Source organism: Bradyrhizobium sp. CCBAU 53421, from assembly GCF_015291625.1.
In the GTDB taxonomy this organism is placed as follows: Bacteria; Pseudomonadota; Alphaproteobacteria; order Rhizobiales; family Xanthobacteraceae; genus Bradyrhizobium.
Window position 1 is genome coordinate 872,836 of the sequence record NZ_CP030047.1, and the last position, 16,945, is coordinate 889,780.

General features: G+C 65.0%; 16 protein-coding genes. 11 read left to right on the top strand and 5 right to left on the bottom strand.

Going from position 1 to position 16,945, the window contains the following annotated elements:
- The first annotated feature begins 171 nt into the window (after nucleotides 1–171).
- The 9 genes from XH92_RS03960 (at nucleotide 172) to XH92_RS04000 (ending at nucleotide 9,290) form a co-directional block, all read left to right on the top strand.
- Complete coding sequence (locus tag XH92_RS03960) at nucleotides 172–1,197, top strand: TRAP transporter substrate-binding protein (RefSeq protein ID WP_194458070.1); 1,026 nt, start codon at nucleotides 172–174, stop codon at nucleotides 1,195–1,197.
- Nucleotides 1,198–1,379: 182 nt separating this feature from the next.
- Nucleotides 1,380–1,889 carry a TRAP transporter small permease gene (locus tag XH92_RS03965; RefSeq protein ID WP_194461099.1) on the top strand — a complete coding sequence of 170 codons (510 nt, stop codon included), beginning with the start codon at nucleotides 1,380–1,382 and terminating at the stop codon, nucleotides 1,887–1,889.
- An 18-nt stretch (nucleotides 1,890–1,907) separates the two neighbouring features.
- Nucleotides 1,908–3,212, top strand: coding sequence for a TRAP transporter large permease (locus XH92_RS03970; protein ID WP_194461100.1), 1,305 nt, complete (start codon nucleotides 1,908–1,910; stop codon nucleotides 3,210–3,212).
- A 4-nt stretch (nucleotides 3,213–3,216) separates the two neighbouring features.
- Nucleotides 3,217–3,678 carry a DUF3237 domain-containing protein gene (locus XH92_RS03975; protein WP_194458071.1) on the top strand — a complete coding sequence of 154 codons (462 nt, stop codon included), beginning with the start codon at nucleotides 3,217–3,219 and terminating at the stop codon, nucleotides 3,676–3,678.
- 367 nt (nucleotides 3,679–4,045) lie between these two features.
- Nucleotides 4,046–4,840, top strand: coding sequence for a crotonase/enoyl-CoA hydratase family protein (locus XH92_RS03980; protein WP_194458072.1), 795 nt, complete (start codon nucleotides 4,046–4,048; stop codon nucleotides 4,838–4,840).
- Complete coding sequence (locus tag XH92_RS03985) at nucleotides 4,837–6,708, top strand: feruloyl-CoA synthase (RefSeq protein WP_194458073.1); 1,872 nt, start codon at nucleotides 4,837–4,839, stop codon at nucleotides 6,706–6,708. Before XH92_RS03980 ends, XH92_RS03985 begins: the two co-directional genes overlap by 4 nt.
- 20 nt (nucleotides 6,709–6,728) lie before the next feature.
- Entirely contained in the window at nucleotides 6,729–7,490 is a 762-nt protein-coding gene (locus tag XH92_RS03990) for an SDR family NAD(P)-dependent oxidoreductase (RefSeq protein ID WP_194458074.1), read from the top strand.
- A 63-nt stretch (nucleotides 7,491–7,553) separates the two neighbouring features.
- Nucleotides 7,554–7,973, top strand: a complete 420-nt coding sequence (locus XH92_RS03995; protein ID WP_097677100.1) for a thioesterase family protein — start codon at nucleotides 7,554–7,556, stop codon at nucleotides 7,971–7,973.
- A gap of 165 nt (nucleotides 7,974–8,138) precedes the next feature.
- A complete protein-coding gene (locus XH92_RS04000) occupies nucleotides 8,139–9,290 on the top strand; it encodes an ABC transporter substrate-binding protein (protein ID WP_194458075.1) in 1,152 nt (383 codons plus the stop codon).
- Nucleotides 9,291–9,645: 355 nt separating this feature from the next.
- Here XH92_RS04000 and XH92_RS04005 read toward each other — a convergent pair whose 3' ends face one another.
- Genes XH92_RS04005 through XH92_RS04015 form a run of 3 tightly spaced genes read right to left on the bottom strand, consistent with a single transcriptional unit; the run spans nucleotide 9,646 to nucleotide 13,189 of the window.
- Entirely contained in the window at nucleotides 9,646–10,377 is a 732-nt protein-coding gene (locus XH92_RS04005) for an ABC transporter ATP-binding protein (protein WP_194458076.1), read from the bottom strand.
- Nucleotides 10,374–12,143 carry an ATP-binding cassette domain-containing protein gene (locus XH92_RS04010; protein ID WP_194458077.1) on the bottom strand — a complete coding sequence of 590 codons (1,770 nt, stop codon included), beginning with the start codon at nucleotides 12,141–12,143 and terminating at the stop codon, nucleotides 10,374–10,376. The genes XH92_RS04005 and XH92_RS04010 overlap by 4 nt, the downstream gene beginning before the upstream one ends.
- Nucleotides 12,144–12,148: 5 nt before the next feature.
- Nucleotides 12,149–13,189: a branched-chain amino acid ABC transporter permease gene (locus XH92_RS04015; RefSeq protein WP_194458078.1), complete on the bottom strand. Its 1,041-nt coding sequence runs from the start codon at nucleotides 13,187–13,189 to the stop codon at nucleotides 12,149–12,151.
- A gap of 176 nt (nucleotides 13,190–13,365) precedes the next feature.
- Here XH92_RS04015 and XH92_RS04020 point away from each other — a divergent pair, with 176 nt between their 5' ends.
- Nucleotides 13,366–13,884, top strand: a complete 519-nt coding sequence (locus XH92_RS04020; RefSeq protein ID WP_050406246.1) for a MarR family winged helix-turn-helix transcriptional regulator — start codon at nucleotides 13,366–13,368, stop codon at nucleotides 13,882–13,884.
- Nucleotides 13,885–13,972: 88 nt separating this feature from the next.
- Here XH92_RS04020 and XH92_RS04025 read toward each other — a convergent pair whose 3' ends face one another.
- Entirely contained in the window at nucleotides 13,973–14,458 is a 486-nt protein-coding gene (locus XH92_RS04025; protein ID WP_194458079.1) for an adenosine-specific kinase, read from the bottom strand.
- Between the two features lie 243 nt (nucleotides 14,459–14,701).
- Between XH92_RS04025 and XH92_RS04030 the strand changes: the two genes are divergently transcribed.
- A complete protein-coding gene (locus XH92_RS04030; RefSeq protein ID WP_194458080.1) occupies nucleotides 14,702–15,871 on the top strand; it encodes a trans-acting enoyl reductase family protein in 1,170 nt (389 codons plus the stop codon).
- 150 nt (nucleotides 15,872–16,021) lie between these two features.
- Here the strand turns inward: XH92_RS04030 and XH92_RS04035 are convergent, their stop codons facing one another.
- Nucleotides 16,022–16,747 carry an adenosylhopane nucleosidase gene (locus XH92_RS04035; RefSeq protein WP_194458081.1) on the bottom strand — a complete coding sequence of 242 codons (726 nt, stop codon included), beginning with the start codon at nucleotides 16,745–16,747 and terminating at the stop codon, nucleotides 16,022–16,024.
- Between the last annotated feature and the right edge of the window lie 198 nt (nucleotides 16,748–16,945).

Genomic DNA, 16,945 nt, shown 5'->3' on the forward strand with positions numbered 1-16,945 from the left:
CAAGGCGGATTTGCGCGGGACCTGCGTTCGCCGCAGCGCAAGATGGGCGAGGAGCGGGGTGCGACGAGGCGTCCCGCCTCGCGGATTTCGTCTTGAATATTCGCGCGAATTAGATAACATGTTAAGTAATGAGACCGGGCACGAAGCCCGTCCTGGAGGGGAGGAGACGTGATGAGGAAGAGTTTGCTGGCGCTGCTGGTGGCAGCCGCCGCCATCGTGCCCGCCGCGGCACCTGCCGTGGCGCAGGACAAGACCGTCAATCTCAAAGTGTCGCTCTGGGTACCGCCGGCGCACCCGCTGGTGCCGGCGACGCAAGCGTGGGCCGCCGACATCGAGAAGGCCTCGGGCGGCACCATCAAGGTCACCGTGTTTCCGTCCGAGCAGCTCGGCAAGGCGTTCGACCATTACGACATGGCGCGCGACGGCATCGCCGACGTCACCTATGTCAATCCCGGCTATCAGCCCGGCCGGTTCCCGATCGCGGCCGCCGGCCAGCTCCCGTTCGTGTTCTCGGACGGCAAGAAGGGCACGCTGGCGCTCAACGAGTGGTACCACAAATATGCGCCGACCGAGATGAAGGACACCAAGCTGTGCTTCGCCTTCATCCACGATCCGGGCGCGCTGCACGGCAAGAAGAAGATCCTGCTGCCGAGCGACCTGTCCGGCGTGAAGGTGCGCCCCGCGCAGAGCACGATCGGCGAGATGGTGAAGATGTTCGGCGGCACCAATGTGCAGGCCTCCGCGCCGGAATCGCGCGACGCGATCGAGCGCGGCGTCGCCGACGAGATCACCTTCCCCTGGGGCTCGATCTTCCTGTTCGGCATCGACAAGGTGGTGAAGTACCACATGGACGTGCCGCTCTACACGACGGTGTTCACCTACAACATCAACCTCGCCAAATATAATGCGATGTCGGATGCTCAGAAGAAGGTGATCGACGATCACTGCACGCCGGAATGGGCCTCCAAGGTCACCGACCCCTGGACCGAGTTCGAGGCCAACGGCCGCACCAAGATGAAGGCGCTGCAAGGCCACGAGGTCTATCCGCTGAGCCCCGAGCAGCTCACCGAATGGAAGAAGGCGGCCAAGCCGCTGCGCGACAGCTGGGCCGAGGCCGTGAAGAAGGCCGGCGGCGACGCGGAGAAGATCGAGGCCGATCTGCAGGCCACGCTGAAGAAGTACGAGGCGGGGATCTGATTTCGTCATTCCGGGGCGCGCGTCAGCGCGAACCCGGAATCTCGCGCCACAATCTCCGGATTCCGGGTTCGCTCGCCTGGCGAGCGCCCCGGAATGACGGTTCCTGACAGCGATAGTCCGACATCATGGCTGCCAATTCCGAAGTTTCCCAGGACGGCGCGATCACCGGTCCACCCGAGCCGGTGCGCAAGAATTTCATGGACCGCTTCATCGATTCGATCGAATGGGTGGCGGCGTTCTTCGTCGGCGTCGTCGCGCTCAACACCTTCACGGCGGTGTTCATGCGCAAGTTCTTCGCGGTGACGATCCCCGACTACTACAATTTCGGCCAGTTCCTGCTCGGCATCCTGATCTTCTGGGGCATCGCCGCGACGAGCTATCGCGGCACCCACATCACCGTGGACCTGGTCTGGGCCAATGCCTCGCCGCGCTATCAGCGCTGGATCGATATTTTCGCGACGCTGGTGCTGCTGTTCGTGGTGAGCGTGCAGACCTACACGCTGGTCGACAAGGTGATCGACACCAAAAACAGCCACATCGTCACCATGGATCTCGGCGTTCCCGTGTGGCCGTTCTTCCTGGTGTCGTGGATCGGCGATGTCTCCGCGGTGCTGCTGATCGCGATCCGCACCTACCGCCTGATCTTCCATCCGGAAGATATCCACGATGCCAAGATCAAGACCGCGGAGTAGACGGCCATGAGTCTCGATTTGAGTCCGGAGGCCGTCGCCGTCATCGGCTTCGTCAGCCTGTTCGTGCTGATGCTGTTGCGTGTCCCCGTCGGCATGGCGATGGGCCTCGTCGGCATCACCGGCTTTGGTTATCTCACCGGCTTTGCCCCGGCGCTGAAGCTGGTCGGCCAGACCACGATGCGCACGGTGACGGATTATTCCTTCGGCGTGATCCCGATGTTCCTGTTGATGGGCGCCTTCGTGTCCGTCTCGGGCATCAGCCGCGAGCTGTTCCGCGCCGCCAACACCTTCGTCGGCCACTGGAAAGGCGGGCTCGGCATCGCAACGATCGCAGCCTGCGGCGGCTTTGCCGCAATCTCGGGCTCATCGGTTGCGACCGCCGCGACCTTCTCGGCGGTCGCCTATCCCGAGATGCGCCGCTTCGGCTATCCGCAATCGTTCTCCACCGGCGTGATCGCGGTCGGCGGCACGCTCGGGGCGATGCTGCCGCCGTCCACCGTGCTCGCGGTCTACGGCATCATCACCCAGCAGGACATCGGCAAGCTGTTCATCGCGGGCGTGGTGCCGGGCTTGCTCGCGATCCTGATGCACATGATCACGATCGGCATCATCGGCGTGACCCGGCCGGGTTTCCTGCCGGCAGGCAAAAAGGCGTCGTGGCATGAGCGCCTCATGGCGATGCGTGACGTCTGGTCGCCGCTGCTGCTGTTCCTATTCGTGATCGGCGGCCTCTATGGCGGCTTCTTCGTCCCGACCGAAGCGGGCGCGGTCGGTGCGGTCGGTGCCTTCATCATCGGCATCCTCCGCGGCAAGCTGACCAAGGACGGCATCCTGCAATCGCTGCTGCAGGCAACCCGCACCGCGGCGGCGGTGTTCACCGTGCTGATCGGCGCGCTCTGCTTCGGCTATTTCCTCACCATCACCCAGACGCCGCAGAACGTCACTGCGTTCCTCACCGGCCTCGGCATCGGCCCCTATGGCGTGCTGGCGCTGATCCTGATGATGTATCTGGTGCTCGGCTGCCTGATGGATGCGATGGCGATGGTGATCCTCACCGTGCCGATCGTGTTTCCGGTGGTAACCGCGCTCGGCTTCGACCCGATCTGGTTCGGCATCATCATCGTCATGACGGTTGAGCTCGGCCTGATCCATCCGCCGGTCGGCATGAACGTGTTCGTGATCAAGAGCGTGATCAAGGACGTCAATATGTCGACGATCTTTGTCGGCGTGCTGCCGTTCGTGATCACCGATCTGATCCGGCTGGTGATCCTGATCCTGTTCCCGCTGCTCGCGACCTGGCTGCCGCAGCGCATGATAGGCTAAATCTATGAGTCCGGAGCTTCAGACCAGATACGTCTTCACCATCACCGCCAGGATCGCGGAGGTGACGTCCGCCGGCGACATCGGTACCGGCGTCCGCCGCATCATCCCGATCATCGGCGGCGAGGTGAGGGGCGAGCACGTCAACGGGAAGGTGCTGCCCTTCGGCGCCGACTTCCAGATCATCCGGCCAAGCGAGTTGATCGACCTAGAGGCAAAATATGCCTTCGAGACCGACGACGGCGCCGTCGTCTATGTCGAGAACAAGGGCATCCGCTTCGGGCCGGTCGAGCTGCTCGAGAAACTCAAGCGCGGCGAGCCGGTCGATCCGAAGCTGATCTATTTCCGCACCGTGCCGAAATTCGAGACCGGTGCCGAAAACTACCGCTGGCTGATGCAGCACATCTTCATCGGCTCCGCCGCCCGCCACCCCGACCGCGTCGTGATCGACGTGCATCAGGTGCTTTGAGCCGCGGAGAGAACGGGGCTCTCGCTTCGCGCATGTGCGGAAGGCATTAGCGGAAGGGTTCCCTCCCCCCTTGCGGGGGAGGGCTAGGGAGAGGGGTACCACACGGCGTACTCTCTTGGCCTTCGTTTCAACGGTGCGCGCTCGAATTGCGAGTGCGACGTTCCCGTCAACCATCTCTCCCGGGACCACCCCTCTCCCCAACCCTCCCCCGCAAGGGGGAGGGAGCCCCGATCGTGTGCTCGCCTAACTCTCAGAATGACGAAGCGCGCTGACGAACGTCGCACTCATCCGCCGGAACAGCAGCCATATTGACTCCTGTGCTAATCGTTATAAAACATAACTATTCTGAATAGGAAACAATAAAGCCATGGGAAACGCTGCCGACGCGGGTGACGCCTCGCTGCTCAAGGTCGAGACGCGGGGGGCGGTGCTGACCGTCGGGCTGAACCGGCCCGCCAAGCGCAATGCGCTGAATGACGGCATCATCCTCGCGCTGCGGGACTGCTTCTCCGCGATTCCCGACACCGTGGGCGCCGTGGTGATCCATGGCGTCGGCGATCATTTCTCGTCCGGTCTCGATCTCTCCGAGCTGACCGAACGCGACGCCACCGAGGGGCTGGTGCACTCCCAGATGTGGCACCGGGTGTTCGACCGCATCCAGTATTGCCGCGTGCCTGTGATCGCCGCGCTGAAGGGCGCCGTGATCGGCGGCGGGCTAGAGCTTGCCTGCGCCGCGCATATCCGGGTCGCCGAGCCGTCGGCCTATTTCGCGCTGCCCGAAGGCCAGCGCGGCATCTTCGTCGGCGGCGGCGGATCGGTGCGGCTGCCGCGCCTGATCGGCGTGCCGCGAATGGCGGACATGATGCTGACCGGCCGGGTCTATTCGGCGACCGAAGGCGCGGCCTACGGCTTCTCGCAATATCTTACCGAGGCCGACGGCGCGTTGCCGAAAGCGCTGGAGCTCGCCGAGCGCGTCGCCGCCAATGCGCCGCTGACCAATTTCGCCGTGCTGCAGGCATTGCCGATGATCGCCGAGGCCAATCCCCAGACCGGCCTTCTGATGGAATCGCTGATGGCGACGGTGGCGCAGAGCGACAAGGAGGCCAAGAAGCGGATTCGCGCTTTCCTGGATCGCAAGACCGCCAAGGTGAAGCCGACATGAATGCCACGCCGTCTGCATCCACCGCGAATGCGCATCCGCTGCGCCCGATTTCGTTCGGCAACCCTGATGTCACCGTCGAGCGCCGCGACGACGGCACGATCTATCTTCGCCCCAAGCTAAAGCTCGCCGACTTTCCCGTTCGCCTCACCGACCGCCTGCATCACTGGGCGACCGCCGAGCCGAACCGCGTGTTCATGGCGGAGCGTGCGGCCGGCGGCGGCTGGCGCCAGATCACCTACGCGCAATTGCTCGAGGCTGTCAGGCGCATCGCCTCCGCGCTGATCGCGCGCGGACTGTCGGCCGAGCGGCCGATCGTGATCCTGTCGGGCAACTCGATCGATCACGCATTGATCGCGCTCGGCGCGCTCTATGCCGGCATTCCGTTCTGCCCGGTGTCGCCGGCCTATTCGCTGGTGTCGCGCGACTACGGCAAGCTCGACTTTGTCATCAAGCTGCTCACGCCGGGCCTCGTCTTCGTCGACGACGCCGACAAATTTGCCGACGCGCTGCGGGCCAATGTCGGCCCCGACGTCGAGATCGCGGCAAGCCGCGGGACCGTGCCCGGCCGCGAAGTGACGCGGCTCGCCGGCCTGATGGCAACGCCGGAAGATCCGCGCCTCGATGCGGCCCATGCGGCGATCGGTCCGGATACGATCGCGAAATTCCTGCTGACGTCGGGTTCAACCGGCAATCCCAAGGCCGTCATCAACACCCAGCGCATGATCTGCGCCAATCAGGTGATGCTGCGCGAGACGCTGGCGTTCCTGAAGGACGAGCCGCCGGTCATCGTCGACTGGCTGCCGTGGAATCACACATTTGGCGGCAATCACAATGTCGGGTTGACGCTGTTCAACGGCGGCTCGATGTATCTCGACGAAGGCAAGCCGATGCCCGGCGGCATCGAGGAGACCGTGCGAAACCTGCGCGAGATCTCGCCGACGGTCTATTTCAACGTGCCCAAGGGCTATGAATCGCTGCTGCCCTATCTGCGCGACGACGCAGGTCTCCGCGCAAAATTCTTCCACCGGCTGCATGCGATGTTCTTCTCCGGCGCGGCGCTGTCGCCGTTCATCTGGAACAGCCTCGATGCGCTCGCGGTGCAGGAGAAGGGCTATCGTGTGCCGATGCTCACTGGCCTCGGCGCCACCGAGACCTCGCCGTTCTTCATGTCGGTGCGGCCCGGTACCAGCCGCTCCGGCCATGTCGGCCTTCCGGTGTCGGGCAACGACGCGAAGCTGGTCCCCAACAACGGCAAGCTCGAAGTGCGCGCCAAAGGCCCGAACGTGACGCCCGGCTACTGGCGGCAGCCCGAGCTGACCGCCAAGGCGTTCGACGAGGAAGGTTTTTACAAGTTTGGCGATGCGCTGAAGCCCGCCAATCCGGGCGATCTCGATGCCGGTTTCGATTTCGATGGCCGCATCGCCGAGGATTTCAAGCTCGCAAGCGGCACCTGGGTCAGCGTCGGGCCGCTGCGCGCGCGCTTCGTCGGCACCTGCGCGCCGCTGGTGCGCGACGTCGTGATCGCGGGGCTCAACCGCGACGAGCTGGCGGCGATCGTGATCCTCGATCTCGACGGCTGCCGCCTGATCAATCCGGCGCTCGTCGCCAATGACATCGCGGCCGCGGCCAATGATCCGCTGGTGCGTGCCGCGTTTCGCGAGCGTTTCGCGCGCGTCCTTGCGAGCGCCACCGGGTCGTCGAACCGGATCGCGCGGGCGATCCTGCTCGACACGCCGCTGACGATCGATCGCGGCGAGGTCACCGACAAGGGCTCGATCAACCAGCGCGCGGTGCTGGAGCATCGCACCGACATCATCGAAGCGCTCTACGCGCCGGTGCCGCCGGCATCGGTGATCACGTCAATCTGAAGATCGAAGAGGAGCATGCCATGCAGTTGAAGGACCAGGCCGCCATCGTCACCGGCGGTGCATCGGGATTGGGCGCTGCGACCGCGCGCCGTCTGGCCGCGCAGGGCGCCAGGGTCGCGGTCTGCGACCTCAACGCCAAGCTCGCCGAGAGCGTCGCAGCCGAGATCGGCGGCATTGCTGTGGTCTGCGACGTCGCTGATGCAGCCGCCGCGGAAGCTGCGGTCGCTGCCGCCGCCAAGGCGCACGGCCCGGCGCGGGTGCTGGTGAACTGTGCCGGCATCGGGGTGGCCAAGCGCGTGATCGGCCGTGAAGGGCCGATGGCGCTCGCCGACTTCGACAAGGTGATCAAGGTCAATCTGCTCGGCTCCTTCAACATGCTGCGGCTCGCGACAGCAGAGATGTCGAAGCTCGAGCCGCTCGCGACCGGCGAGCGCGGCGTCGTGATCTCGACGGCTTCGGTCGCGGCCTATGACGGCCAGATCGGGCAGGCGGCCTATTCGGCCTCCAAGGGCGGCATCGTCGCGATGACCTTGCCGATCGCGCGCGAGCTCGCGCAATTCGGCATCCGCGTGCTGACCATCGCGCCCGGGCTGTTCATGACGCCCTTGCTGGCCGGATTGCCGCAGGAGGCGCAGGATTCGCTCGCTGCCGCGATCCCGTTCCCGCGCCGGCTGGGCCAGGCCGACGAGTTCGCCTCGCTGGCGCTGCACATGATCGACAATCCCTATCTGAACGGCGAAGTGGTGCGGCTCGATGCCGCGCTCCGGATGGCGCCGCGCTGACGCATGATCCGGAGGAGCATGACACGCGCCTCCGGATCGCTCGTGCTCAATCGAGGATAAACCATGTTCGTCAATCGGCGCGACGTGCAGATCCAGTGGGGCGATTGCGACCCCGCCAACATCGTCTACTACCCGCGCTACTTCGCGATGTTCGACGACTCGACCTCGATCATGTTCGAGGCCGCCGGTTGCTCGAAGCAGGACCTCGTCCACAAATACGGCCTGGTCGGCATTCCCATGGTCGACACGCGGGCGAAATTCCACATCCCGTCGACCCATGGCGACTGGATTACCATCGAGAGCCGGATCGAGAGCATCAAGCGCTCGAGCTTCGAGGTGGTGCACCGCGTGTTCAAGGGCGAGGCGCTGGCGATCGAGGCATTCGAGACCAGGGTGCTGGTCGGCCGCCACCCGGACGATCCCGCCAGGCTGAAATCGGCGCCGTTTCCGCAGGAGGTCATCGACCGCTTCATGAACGGCTGAGGCGTTCGTGAACGGCTGACTCGTAGCCCCTCATGACTCGACTTTCGGAGCATGATCCTCTTGGAAAACCGGTTTCCACTTTTCCGGATCATGCTCTAAAGAAGGGGCTGAATTGGCCCGCAAAACTGGTTTAAACCCAAAAAACTTATCCGCAGGGAGGAATGAATGAGGAAGGCCACTCTCGCCGCCGCGGCGCTCGCAGCTGCTTTCGCGCTGCCGGGCGCGCCCGCACTGGCGCAGACCAATGAAATCACTATCGGCATCTCGATCTCGACCACCGGCCCCGCCGCGGCGCTCGGCATCCCCGAGCGCAACGCGCTCGATTTCGTACCGAAGGAGATCGGCGGCGTGCCGCTGAAGCTGATCGTGCTCGACGACGCCGGCGATCCGACGGCTGCGACCACCAACACGCGGCGCTTCGTCACCGAGTCCAAGGCCGACATCATCATGGGCTCCTGCATCACGCCGACCACGATCGCGGTGTCGACGGTCGCCAACGAGGCCGGCATCCCGCATCTCGGCCTCGCGCCGTTCCCGATCAATGAGGCTCGCGCGAAATGGTCGGTCGACCTGCCGCAGTCGATTCCGATCATGGGCAAGGTGCTCTACGAGCACATGAAGGCGCACAACATCAAGACCGTCGGCTATATCGGCTATTCGGATTCCTACGGCGACCTCTGGGTCAACGACTTCAAGGCGCAGGCCGTGCCGATGGGCCTGACCATGACCGACGAGGAGCGCTTCGCGCGTCCGGATACGTCGGTCGCGGGCCAGGTGCTGAAGCTCGTCGCCGCCAATCCCGACGCGATCCTGGTCGGCGCCTCCGGTACCGCCGCGGCTTTGCCGCAGACCGCGCTGCGCGAGCGCGGCTACAAGGGCCTGATCTACCAGACCCACGGCGCCGCCACCATGGACTTCATCCGCATCGCCGGCGCGTCGGCGGAGGGCGTCATCATGTCGGCCGGCCCGATCATGTCGCCGGAAACGCAAGCCGACAGCGCGTTGACCAAGAAGCCGGGCCTGACGCTGAACGCCGCCTATGAAGCCAAGTACGGTGCCAACAGCCGCAGCCAGTTCGCCGGCCATTCCTTCGATGCCTTCGAGGTGCTGAAGCGCATCATCCCGACGGCGCTGAAGACCGCCAAGCCCGGCACGGTGGAATTCCGCGAGGCGATCCGCCAGGCCTTCATCTCCGAGAAGGAGATCGTCGCGAGCCAGGGCGTCTACAACTGGACCGAAAAGGACCGCTACGGCCTCGACGACCGCTCGCGCATCCTGCTGACGGTCAAGGACGGGAAGTACGTCCCGGCGATGTGAGCCGATCTCGATCCGCAAAACGAGGAAGCCGGCCCCGATGACGGGCCGGCTTTTTTCTTAGCCTCCGCCGGAGAGTCATCTCACCTGAGATCGCGTAAGGTGAGCACGTTGCGCAGGCTCCCTCCCCCCTTGCGGGGGAGGGTGGGGAGAGGGGTGAGCCCCGGGCGAGATGATCGACGGGATCGTCACTATCGCAAGCTCGGTCGCGCGTAGCCGAAACGCGTGCTGCGAGAGCATGCCGTGTGGCACCCCTCTCCCTAACCCTCCCCCGCAAGGGGGGAGGGAACCCTACCGCCGGTGATTCCCTCACATTGGGCCGGTGGCGTGAGGATCCATCCGCGTACGATGATCAGACCTAAATCGCGCTCTCGCCTTCATGCTGGAAGCCGAGATAGCTCGCGGCGACACCCTTGTTGGCTGCGATCTCATGGGCCGGGCCAGACAGCACGAACTCGCCGAGCTCCATCACATAGGCGCGGTCGGCGATCTGCAACGCGGCCTGGGCGTTCTGCTCGACCAAGAGCACCGAGACGCCGGCTGCGCGGAGCTCGCCGACGATGCGGAAGATGTCGGCGACGATGATCGGGGCGAGGCCGAGGCTCGGCTCGTCCAGCATCAAGAGTTTCGGCGCGCCCATCAGCGCGCGGCCCATCGCCAGCATCTGCTGCTCGCCGCCGGACAGCGTGCCGGCGAGTTGCTTGCGCCGCTCCTTGAGTCGCGGAAACAGCGTGTAGACCCGCTCCAGCGAGGTCGCCGCGACCGCCTTCGCGATCCGGAAGGCGCCGAGCTCGAGATTGTCCTCGACATTCATGGTGCCGAACAATTCGCGATGCTCGGGCACGAGGCTCAGTCCCGTTGCGACGCGGTCCTCGATGTCTAGCGGCGCCATGTCGACGCCGGCGAAGGTGGTGCGGCCCCGCAACGGCAGCACGCCCATGATGGCGTTGAGCAAGGTAGTCTTGCCGGCGCCATTGGCGCCGATGATGGTGACGATCTCGTTGCCGGCGACATCGAGCGAGACGCCGCGCACGGCCTCGACCTTGCCGTAGGCGATATGGACGTCGGTCACCGTCAACAGCGCACTCATGCGGCGGCTCCGAGATAGGCCTTGATCACGTCGGGGTTGCGCTTGATCGCGGCCGGCGTGCCCTCGGCGATCTTGGTACCGAAATCCAGCACGACGATGCGGTCGGCGAGATCCATCACGAACCCCATGTCGTGCTCGACCAGCAGCACCGACATGCCGCCGTCGCGCAACTGCCGGAGCAGCGCGGCCAGCCGCTGCTTCTCCATGTGGCGCAGGCCGGCGGCCGGTTCGTCCAGCAGCAGCAGCATCGGGTCGACGCACAGCGCACGCGCAATCTCGACGATGCGCTGCTGCCCGAGCGACAGCGAGCCCGCGAGCTGGTCGATCTGGTCGGACAGGCCGACGCGCGCGATCTGCCGCGCGGCTTCCGCCAGCAGCTTTGCCTCGTCGGTGCGGTCGAGCCGCAGCATGCTGGAGATCGCCCCGGAATTGCCGCGCAGATGCGCGCCGATCGCGACGTTTTCCAGCACGGTCATGTCGGGCACCAGCTTGACATGCTGGAAGGTCCTGCTGACGCCGAGCTTGACCACTTCTTGCGGCGGCGCGTTCGCGACCTCCTTGCCGTGGACGGCGATCTTGCCGCTGGTTGCAGCCAGGACGCCGGTGATCAGGTTGAAGGTCGTGCTCTTGCCGGCGCCGTTCGGGCCGATCAGCGCGACGATCTCGCGGGCGTTGACGTCGAACGAGACGTCGTTCACCGCGAGCACGCCGCCGAACTGCTTGCGCGCCTTGTCGATATGCAGCAGCACCGGAGACGTTCCGGGCGCTCGCTCGCGGTGTTCCAGCTTCACCGATGTGTCCGGCGTCTTGCGGGTGGGCTTGAACGGCAGCCGCGACATCAGCCAGGGCCAGACGCCCTGCGGCGCGAGCTGCAACAGCAGCACCAGCATGATGCCGAACACGATGGTCTCGAGCTGGCTCTGGCCGCCGAAGATGTAGGGCAGGTAGCTCTGCAGCACCTCTTTCAGGATCACGACAATGCCGGCGCCGAGCACGCCGCCCCAGACGTAACCGGCACCACCGACCACGGCGATGAACAGATACTCGATGCCGGCCTGCGCGCCGAACGGCGTCGGATTGGCGGCGCGCTGGAAATGCGCGTAGAGCCAGCCGGACAGGCCGGCCAGCACCGCGGCATAGATGAAGACCAACAGCTTGGCGCGCGGCGTCTGCACACCGAATGCCTCGGCCGCGATATGCCCGCGCCGCAACGCGCGGATGGCGCGCCCGGTGCGAGAATCCAAGAGGTTCATGGTGAGTAGCGCCGACAGCAGCGCCGCGACCCAGATCGCATAATAGATCGTGTCCGGGCTCAGCATCCTGAACGAACCGATCGAGAGCGGCGGAATGCCGGAAATGCCGTCGTTGCGGCCGAGAAATTCGAGCTTGCTGAACAGATAGAACAGGCCGATGCCCCAGGCGATGGTGCCGAGCGGCAGATAGTGGCCGGACAGCCGCACCGTGACGAGGCCGAGCAGCACGGCCGCGACGCCGCTGACCAAAAGCGAAGCCGGCAGCGTCAACCACGGCGAGACGCCATAGGCGATAGTCAGCACCGCCGTGGTGTAGGCGCCGAAGCCGCAGAACGCGGCCTGGCCGAACGAGGTGAGGCCGCCGACGCCGGTGAGCAGCACCAGCCCCATCGCGACCAGCGCGGCGAGGCCGATATTGTCGAGCAGCACGATCCAGAACGGCGGGATGCCCGGGACAAGCGGGATCACCGCCATCAGGAGCGCGAAGATGATGAGAGGAAGTCGCTGCGTCATCGCGCTCAATCCTTCTCTTCTTCGACCTGGGGCGCTGCGAGCGAGCGCAGCACCAGGACGGGAAGGATCAGCGTGAACACGATGACTTCCTTGAAATTGCTGGCGTAGAACGACGAGAAGGCCTCGACGATGCCGACCAGGATGGCCGCGACCGCGGTCAGGGGATAGCTGACCAGACCGCCGATGATGGCGGCGATGAAACCCTTCAGGCCGATCAGGAAGCCGGTGTCGTAATAGAGCGTCGTGATCGGCACGATCAGGATGCCGGAAATCGCGCCGATCACGGAAGCGAGCAGGAAGGCGATCTGGCCCGACAGCGTGGTGCGGATGCCGACCAGGCGGGCACCGAGGCGATTGACCGCGGTGGCGCGCAGTGCCTTGCCGGTCTTGGTGTAGCCGAAGAACAGCCACAGCGCGACGATGAAGCCGACCGTCAGGGCGTACACGGCAAGGCTCTGGCCGGTGAAGCGCAGCGGACCTGCGGTCACCGCGGCGCTCGACAGCGCCGGGCCGCGCAGGCCCTCGGCGCCGAAGAACACCAGGCCGAGCCCTTGCAGCGCCAGATGGCAGCCGACCGAGGCGATCAGCAGCACCAGCACGGAGGTGTGCGCGATCGGCTGGAACGCGATGCGGTAGAGGAACAGCCCGATCGCCGCCACGATCAGAAGCGCCAGCGCGATGTTGACGGCGATCGGCGTATGGGGGCCGACCAGCGCATAGACGAGGCCGAGCAGCGCGAAGGGAAACACGATGTTGAGCGCGACGGAGCGCATCACCAGCCGGGCATGCAGCGCCTTGCGGGCGAAGAACAGGTCGAGCGCGAATGCAACGAGACCCATCGCGACCGCGAGGCGCACCGTGCCGGGCACCTGCCCGGTCGCCAGCATGGCGTAGCTCAGCGCGCCGTAGGTGACGAATTCGCCCTGCGGGATCAGGATCACCCGCGTCACCGCGAACACCAGCACCAGGGCCAGCCCGAGCAGTGCGTAGATCGCGCCATTGGTGATGCCGTCCTGCAGCAGGAACAGCATGATCGTTGTGTTCAAGGCCGAGCGCTCCCCCTTAAGCGTCGGACCGCCGCGGCCGGTTGTGCCGGTCGGGTCGGCCGATATCGGCTGTTGATAGCCGCCGATATTTGATATAGTTCATAACGATTATTGGATATAATCTCAAGGTCCCCGAGCGTCCCGCGGGGTTTTACCGGGATTGCGAGCCTGGAGCGATGACTGTTTCCAAGACCGCCGCCGATGCCGTCCGTTCGCCGCGTGCCCAGCGCAGGGAACCGGTCGATCCTGCCGGGGACGACAGCATGCTGCAACTGGGCGAACTGTCCGGACTGCTCGGCTATTCGCTGAAGCGTGCGCAGCTCAAGGTGTTCGAGGACTTCCTGCGCTGCGTCGCGCCGCTGCAGCTGACGCCGGCGCAGTTCTCGGTGCTGCTGCTGCTCGACAAGAATCCGGGCCGCAACCAGACCGAGATCGCCAATACGCTCGGCATCCTCAGGCCGAATTTCGTCGCGATGCTCGACGCGCTGGAGAGCCGCGACCTTTGCGCGCGGATGCGTTCCACCAACGACCGCCGCTCCCACATCCTGGTCCTGACCGACAGGGGCCGCGCCGTGCTGGCGCGCGCCAAGAAGCTGGTCGCCAACAAGCACGAGGCGCGGCTGATCGAGGTGCTGGGCCCCGCCAACCACGCCGCGCTGCTGGAGATGCTGGCGAAGCTCGCGCAGGAGTTTTGAGGGGGCGTGACGGCCCGTCCGCTCGCAATGACGCGCTGGGTTGATACATATCCGGCATGCGGGCGCCGCCAGGCGGCGAACCATCGGTCTAAAGCTTGTAGCCAATGTTCCGCAGCAGATCCTTCCGCCACGCAATGTCGGCGTCGGTTTCGACACCCAGCGGCGAGGCGCCATCCACCACGCCGAGCACGCCGCGCCCGAGATCCGTCTGCGCGACGATCACCTGTGTCGGATTGGCCGTCGAGCAATAGATGCGGCAGACCTCCGGCACTGCGCGCACCGCCGGCAGCACGTTGACGGGAAAGAACCCGTCGCCGAGGAAAATCAGGAAGGTGTGACCGGCGCCGATCACCAATGCGTTGTCGCGTGCCAGGGCGAGCGAGGCGTCGTCGTTACCGGAGCAGCGCACCAACCGCTTGCCGGAAGCTTCGCAGAAAGCCAACCCGAAGCGGATGCGCGGGACCGCGCCCACCAGCGCTTCGTGAAGGTCTTCCACGGTCTTGATGAAATGCGACTGGCCGAAGATGAAGTTGGTCTCGTCCGGCTTGACGATGGGTACCACGGTGAGTTCCATGGCTTCGCTCCTGCACAGTGAGCTCCCCAATTCATGGTAGGCCACCGTAGGGCGTTTGCAAGCGGCCACAGGCGCTAGATTGTGTTGCGCGCCCAGAGGCGGGAACTGTGGTATCCTGCGTCAAGCGCGACGGGGGGCGCCCGAATGTTGCGCGACCCCTCGCCAAAGTGGCCGCGAAGCTTACCGGGCGTTTGCGAACGGATCTGAACGGAGCGGCTTGGGGGCTCGAGGAGGATCAACGCCGTGAAGCGGGACTTCGACCTCATCGTCTATGGCGCGACGGGTTACACCGGGGGTCTCATCGCCGAATATCTGGCGACATCCTATCGCGGCGACGATGCACTGTCCTGGGCAATTGCGGGACGCTCGACCGACAAACTCCAGAAAGTGCGTGCCGACATCGGCGCACCGGACGATTTGCCGTTGGTGAAGGCGGATGCCTCCGAGCCGGCCAGCCTGCGTTCGATGTGCGAGCGCGCGGCCGTGGTCGTCACCACGGTCGGGCCCTATCAGCTTCACGGCCCCGAGCTAGTGGCGGCATGCGCGGCCACCGGCACGGCCTATGTTGATCTTTGCGGCGAACCGGGCTGGATGCGGGGTATGATCGACGCCCATCACGAAGAGGCAAAACGGACCGGCGCGCGCATCGTCTTCTCCTGTGGCTTCGATTCCATCCCGTTCGATCTCGGTGTGCTCACGTTGCAGGAGAAGGCGCGCGAGAAATTCGGACGCCCGGCGCGGCGGGTGAAGGCCCGCCTGCGCAAGGTGAGGGGTGGCATGTCTGGCGGCACCGCGGCGAGCGCTCAGGCGACGCTGGCCGCCGCGGCGCGCGACCCGGCTCTGATCCGGCTGCTGACCGATCCCTTCGCGTTGACGCCGGGCTTCACTGGGCCGTCTCAGCCATCGGGCCTCGTCCCCGAATATGACACGAGCATGCACGCGTGGCTCGTGCCGTTCCCGATGGCGCCGATCAACACCAAGAACGTGCACCGCACGAACTTCCTGTTGGGCCATCCCTACGGCAGGGACTTCGTTTATGACGAGATGATGGTGGCGCCGGGACTTGGGGACATCGCGAGCGTGACGACGGAGACGTTCGCCACGGTGGTGTCCTTGTTCGGGACCGGCGGCCTCAAACGCGGCGCAGGCCCGACCCGGGAAGCGCGCGAGAGGGGCTTCTACGACATCTTCTTTCTGGGCGAGGTGCCGGATGGCGGACGGGTCGAAGCCGTTGTCACCGGCGACCGCGATCCGGGCTATGGCTCGACCAGCAAGATGATCACCGAAAGCGCTCTCTGCCTCGTGCGCGACGTGCAGGGCGAGGGCGGCATCTGGACGCCGGGCGCGCTGATGGGGCCGGCCTTGCGCAAGCGTCTGAAGGAGCGCGCCGGCCTCACCTTCAGTGCGCGTTGAGGTCACGCAGTCGGCAGGTACAGCAGCCGGTTCGACCAAAAAAGCGACTAGAGCATTTTCGGTTCTGATTGAATCAGAACCGAAGCTCTAGATTCTTGTTTTGACGCGTTTTCTTCACGCGAACCGGTGCCCACTTCGCTCGAAAACGCTCTAGAAGGCGATCATACGATCTTCCGCTGCGATACTTGAGCTTGGCTCCGACTCATCTGCTTGCAAGGAAGGCAGCCCTAATCCAGGGCCAAGCAATTGACGGCAGCGAAGCAGCGCCGCAAATCCGGACAGTGCGTCGAGACTGGTCCGAAGCAGCATCGGTAACTCGCTCGGCTGTTTCATTGTCGCACGGACCAGCGCGGCGAGATCGATCGTCCCGTTTGCACGCACTGCGGACAGGGCGGCGGCAGGAAGTTGCCGACCGGCCGGATCCATGATCACGCGGACGGCAGCCATAGGGAGGCCGCGCGCAGCAGCGACACTCGCCGCCACATGGGATTCGTTATCGACCGCCAGCGCGCCTGTACTCATATGCAGCGAGCGCTTCGCTTCTGGATGCATGGCGACGGTGGTCACACCAGCAATAGGGCCATAAATCGAACCGGGGATGAGTCGAAGCAAGGCTTGCGACCAGTTCCGATCAGTGAAGAGCTGAATCGTTTCCGAAACGATCGTCGATGCTACGACGCATGCGCCTGCCGGGAGGTCGGGCGAAAGGCCGCCCGCGACGCCAAAACTGATGAGACCGCAGCAATCCTCAGCAATTGCCGACGCGAGAGACTCCGCGAGCGTGCTGCCATCGCCACTGCAGATCGCCTGCGTATGCAGGTCTGCAGCGATCCGCGCCTCAAATGCAAGTCCCGTGACTCCAATCACCGCTGCCATGAGTTCGCTCCCCGGATGCCGCGCTGGACGCCGGGTGTCCGCGCATGCGGGTCGTATCAGGAGTGTTCTGCTCCAACGCCAAATCGCAAATGACTAACGAGTTAGTTTCTGACGGATATGTTAGCTGCTTTGTTTTGGCGCCGTGATAAATGCTGCCTTAGGGCCGGGATCCGTGGCGAGCGTGAGATCGTGCCGGAA

Coding starts and splice junctions, on each gene's coding strand:
- XH92_RS03960 (WP_194458070.1), top strand. CDS start 172: ATGAGGAAGAGTTTGCTGGCGCTGCTGGTGGCAGCCGCCGCCATCGTG.
- XH92_RS03975 (WP_194458071.1), top strand. CDS start 3,217: ATGAGTCCGGAGCTTCAGACCAGATACGTCTTCACCATCACCGCCAGG.
- XH92_RS03980 (WP_194458072.1), top strand. CDS start 4,046: ATGGGAAACGCTGCCGACGCGGGTGACGCCTCGCTGCTCAAGGTCGAG.
- XH92_RS03985 (WP_194458073.1), top strand. CDS start 4,837: ATGAATGCCACGCCGTCTGCATCCACCGCGAATGCGCATCCGCTGCGC.
- XH92_RS03990 (WP_194458074.1), top strand. CDS start 6,729: ATGCAGTTGAAGGACCAGGCCGCCATCGTCACCGGCGGTGCATCGGGA.
- XH92_RS03995 (WP_097677100.1), top strand. CDS start 7,554: ATGTTCGTCAATCGGCGCGACGTGCAGATCCAGTGGGGCGATTGCGAC.
- XH92_RS04000 (WP_194458075.1), top strand. CDS start 8,139: ATGAGGAAGGCCACTCTCGCCGCCGCGGCGCTCGCAGCTGCTTTCGCG.
- XH92_RS04005 (WP_194458076.1), bottom strand. CDS start 10,377: ATGAGTGCGCTGTTGACGGTGACCGACGTCCATATCGCCTACGGCAAG.
- XH92_RS04010 (WP_194458077.1), bottom strand. CDS start 12,143: ATGACGCAGCGACTTCCTCTCATCATCTTCGCGCTCCTGATGGCGGTG.
- XH92_RS04020 (WP_050406246.1), top strand. CDS start 13,366: ATGACTGTTTCCAAGACCGCCGCCGATGCCGTCCGTTCGCCGCGTGCC.
- XH92_RS04025 (WP_194458079.1), bottom strand. CDS start 14,458: ATGGAACTCACCGTGGTACCCATCGTCAAGCCGGACGAGACCAACTTC.
- XH92_RS04035 (WP_194458081.1), bottom strand. CDS start 16,747: ATGGCAGCGGTGATTGGAGTCACGGGACTTGCATTTGAGGCGCGGATC.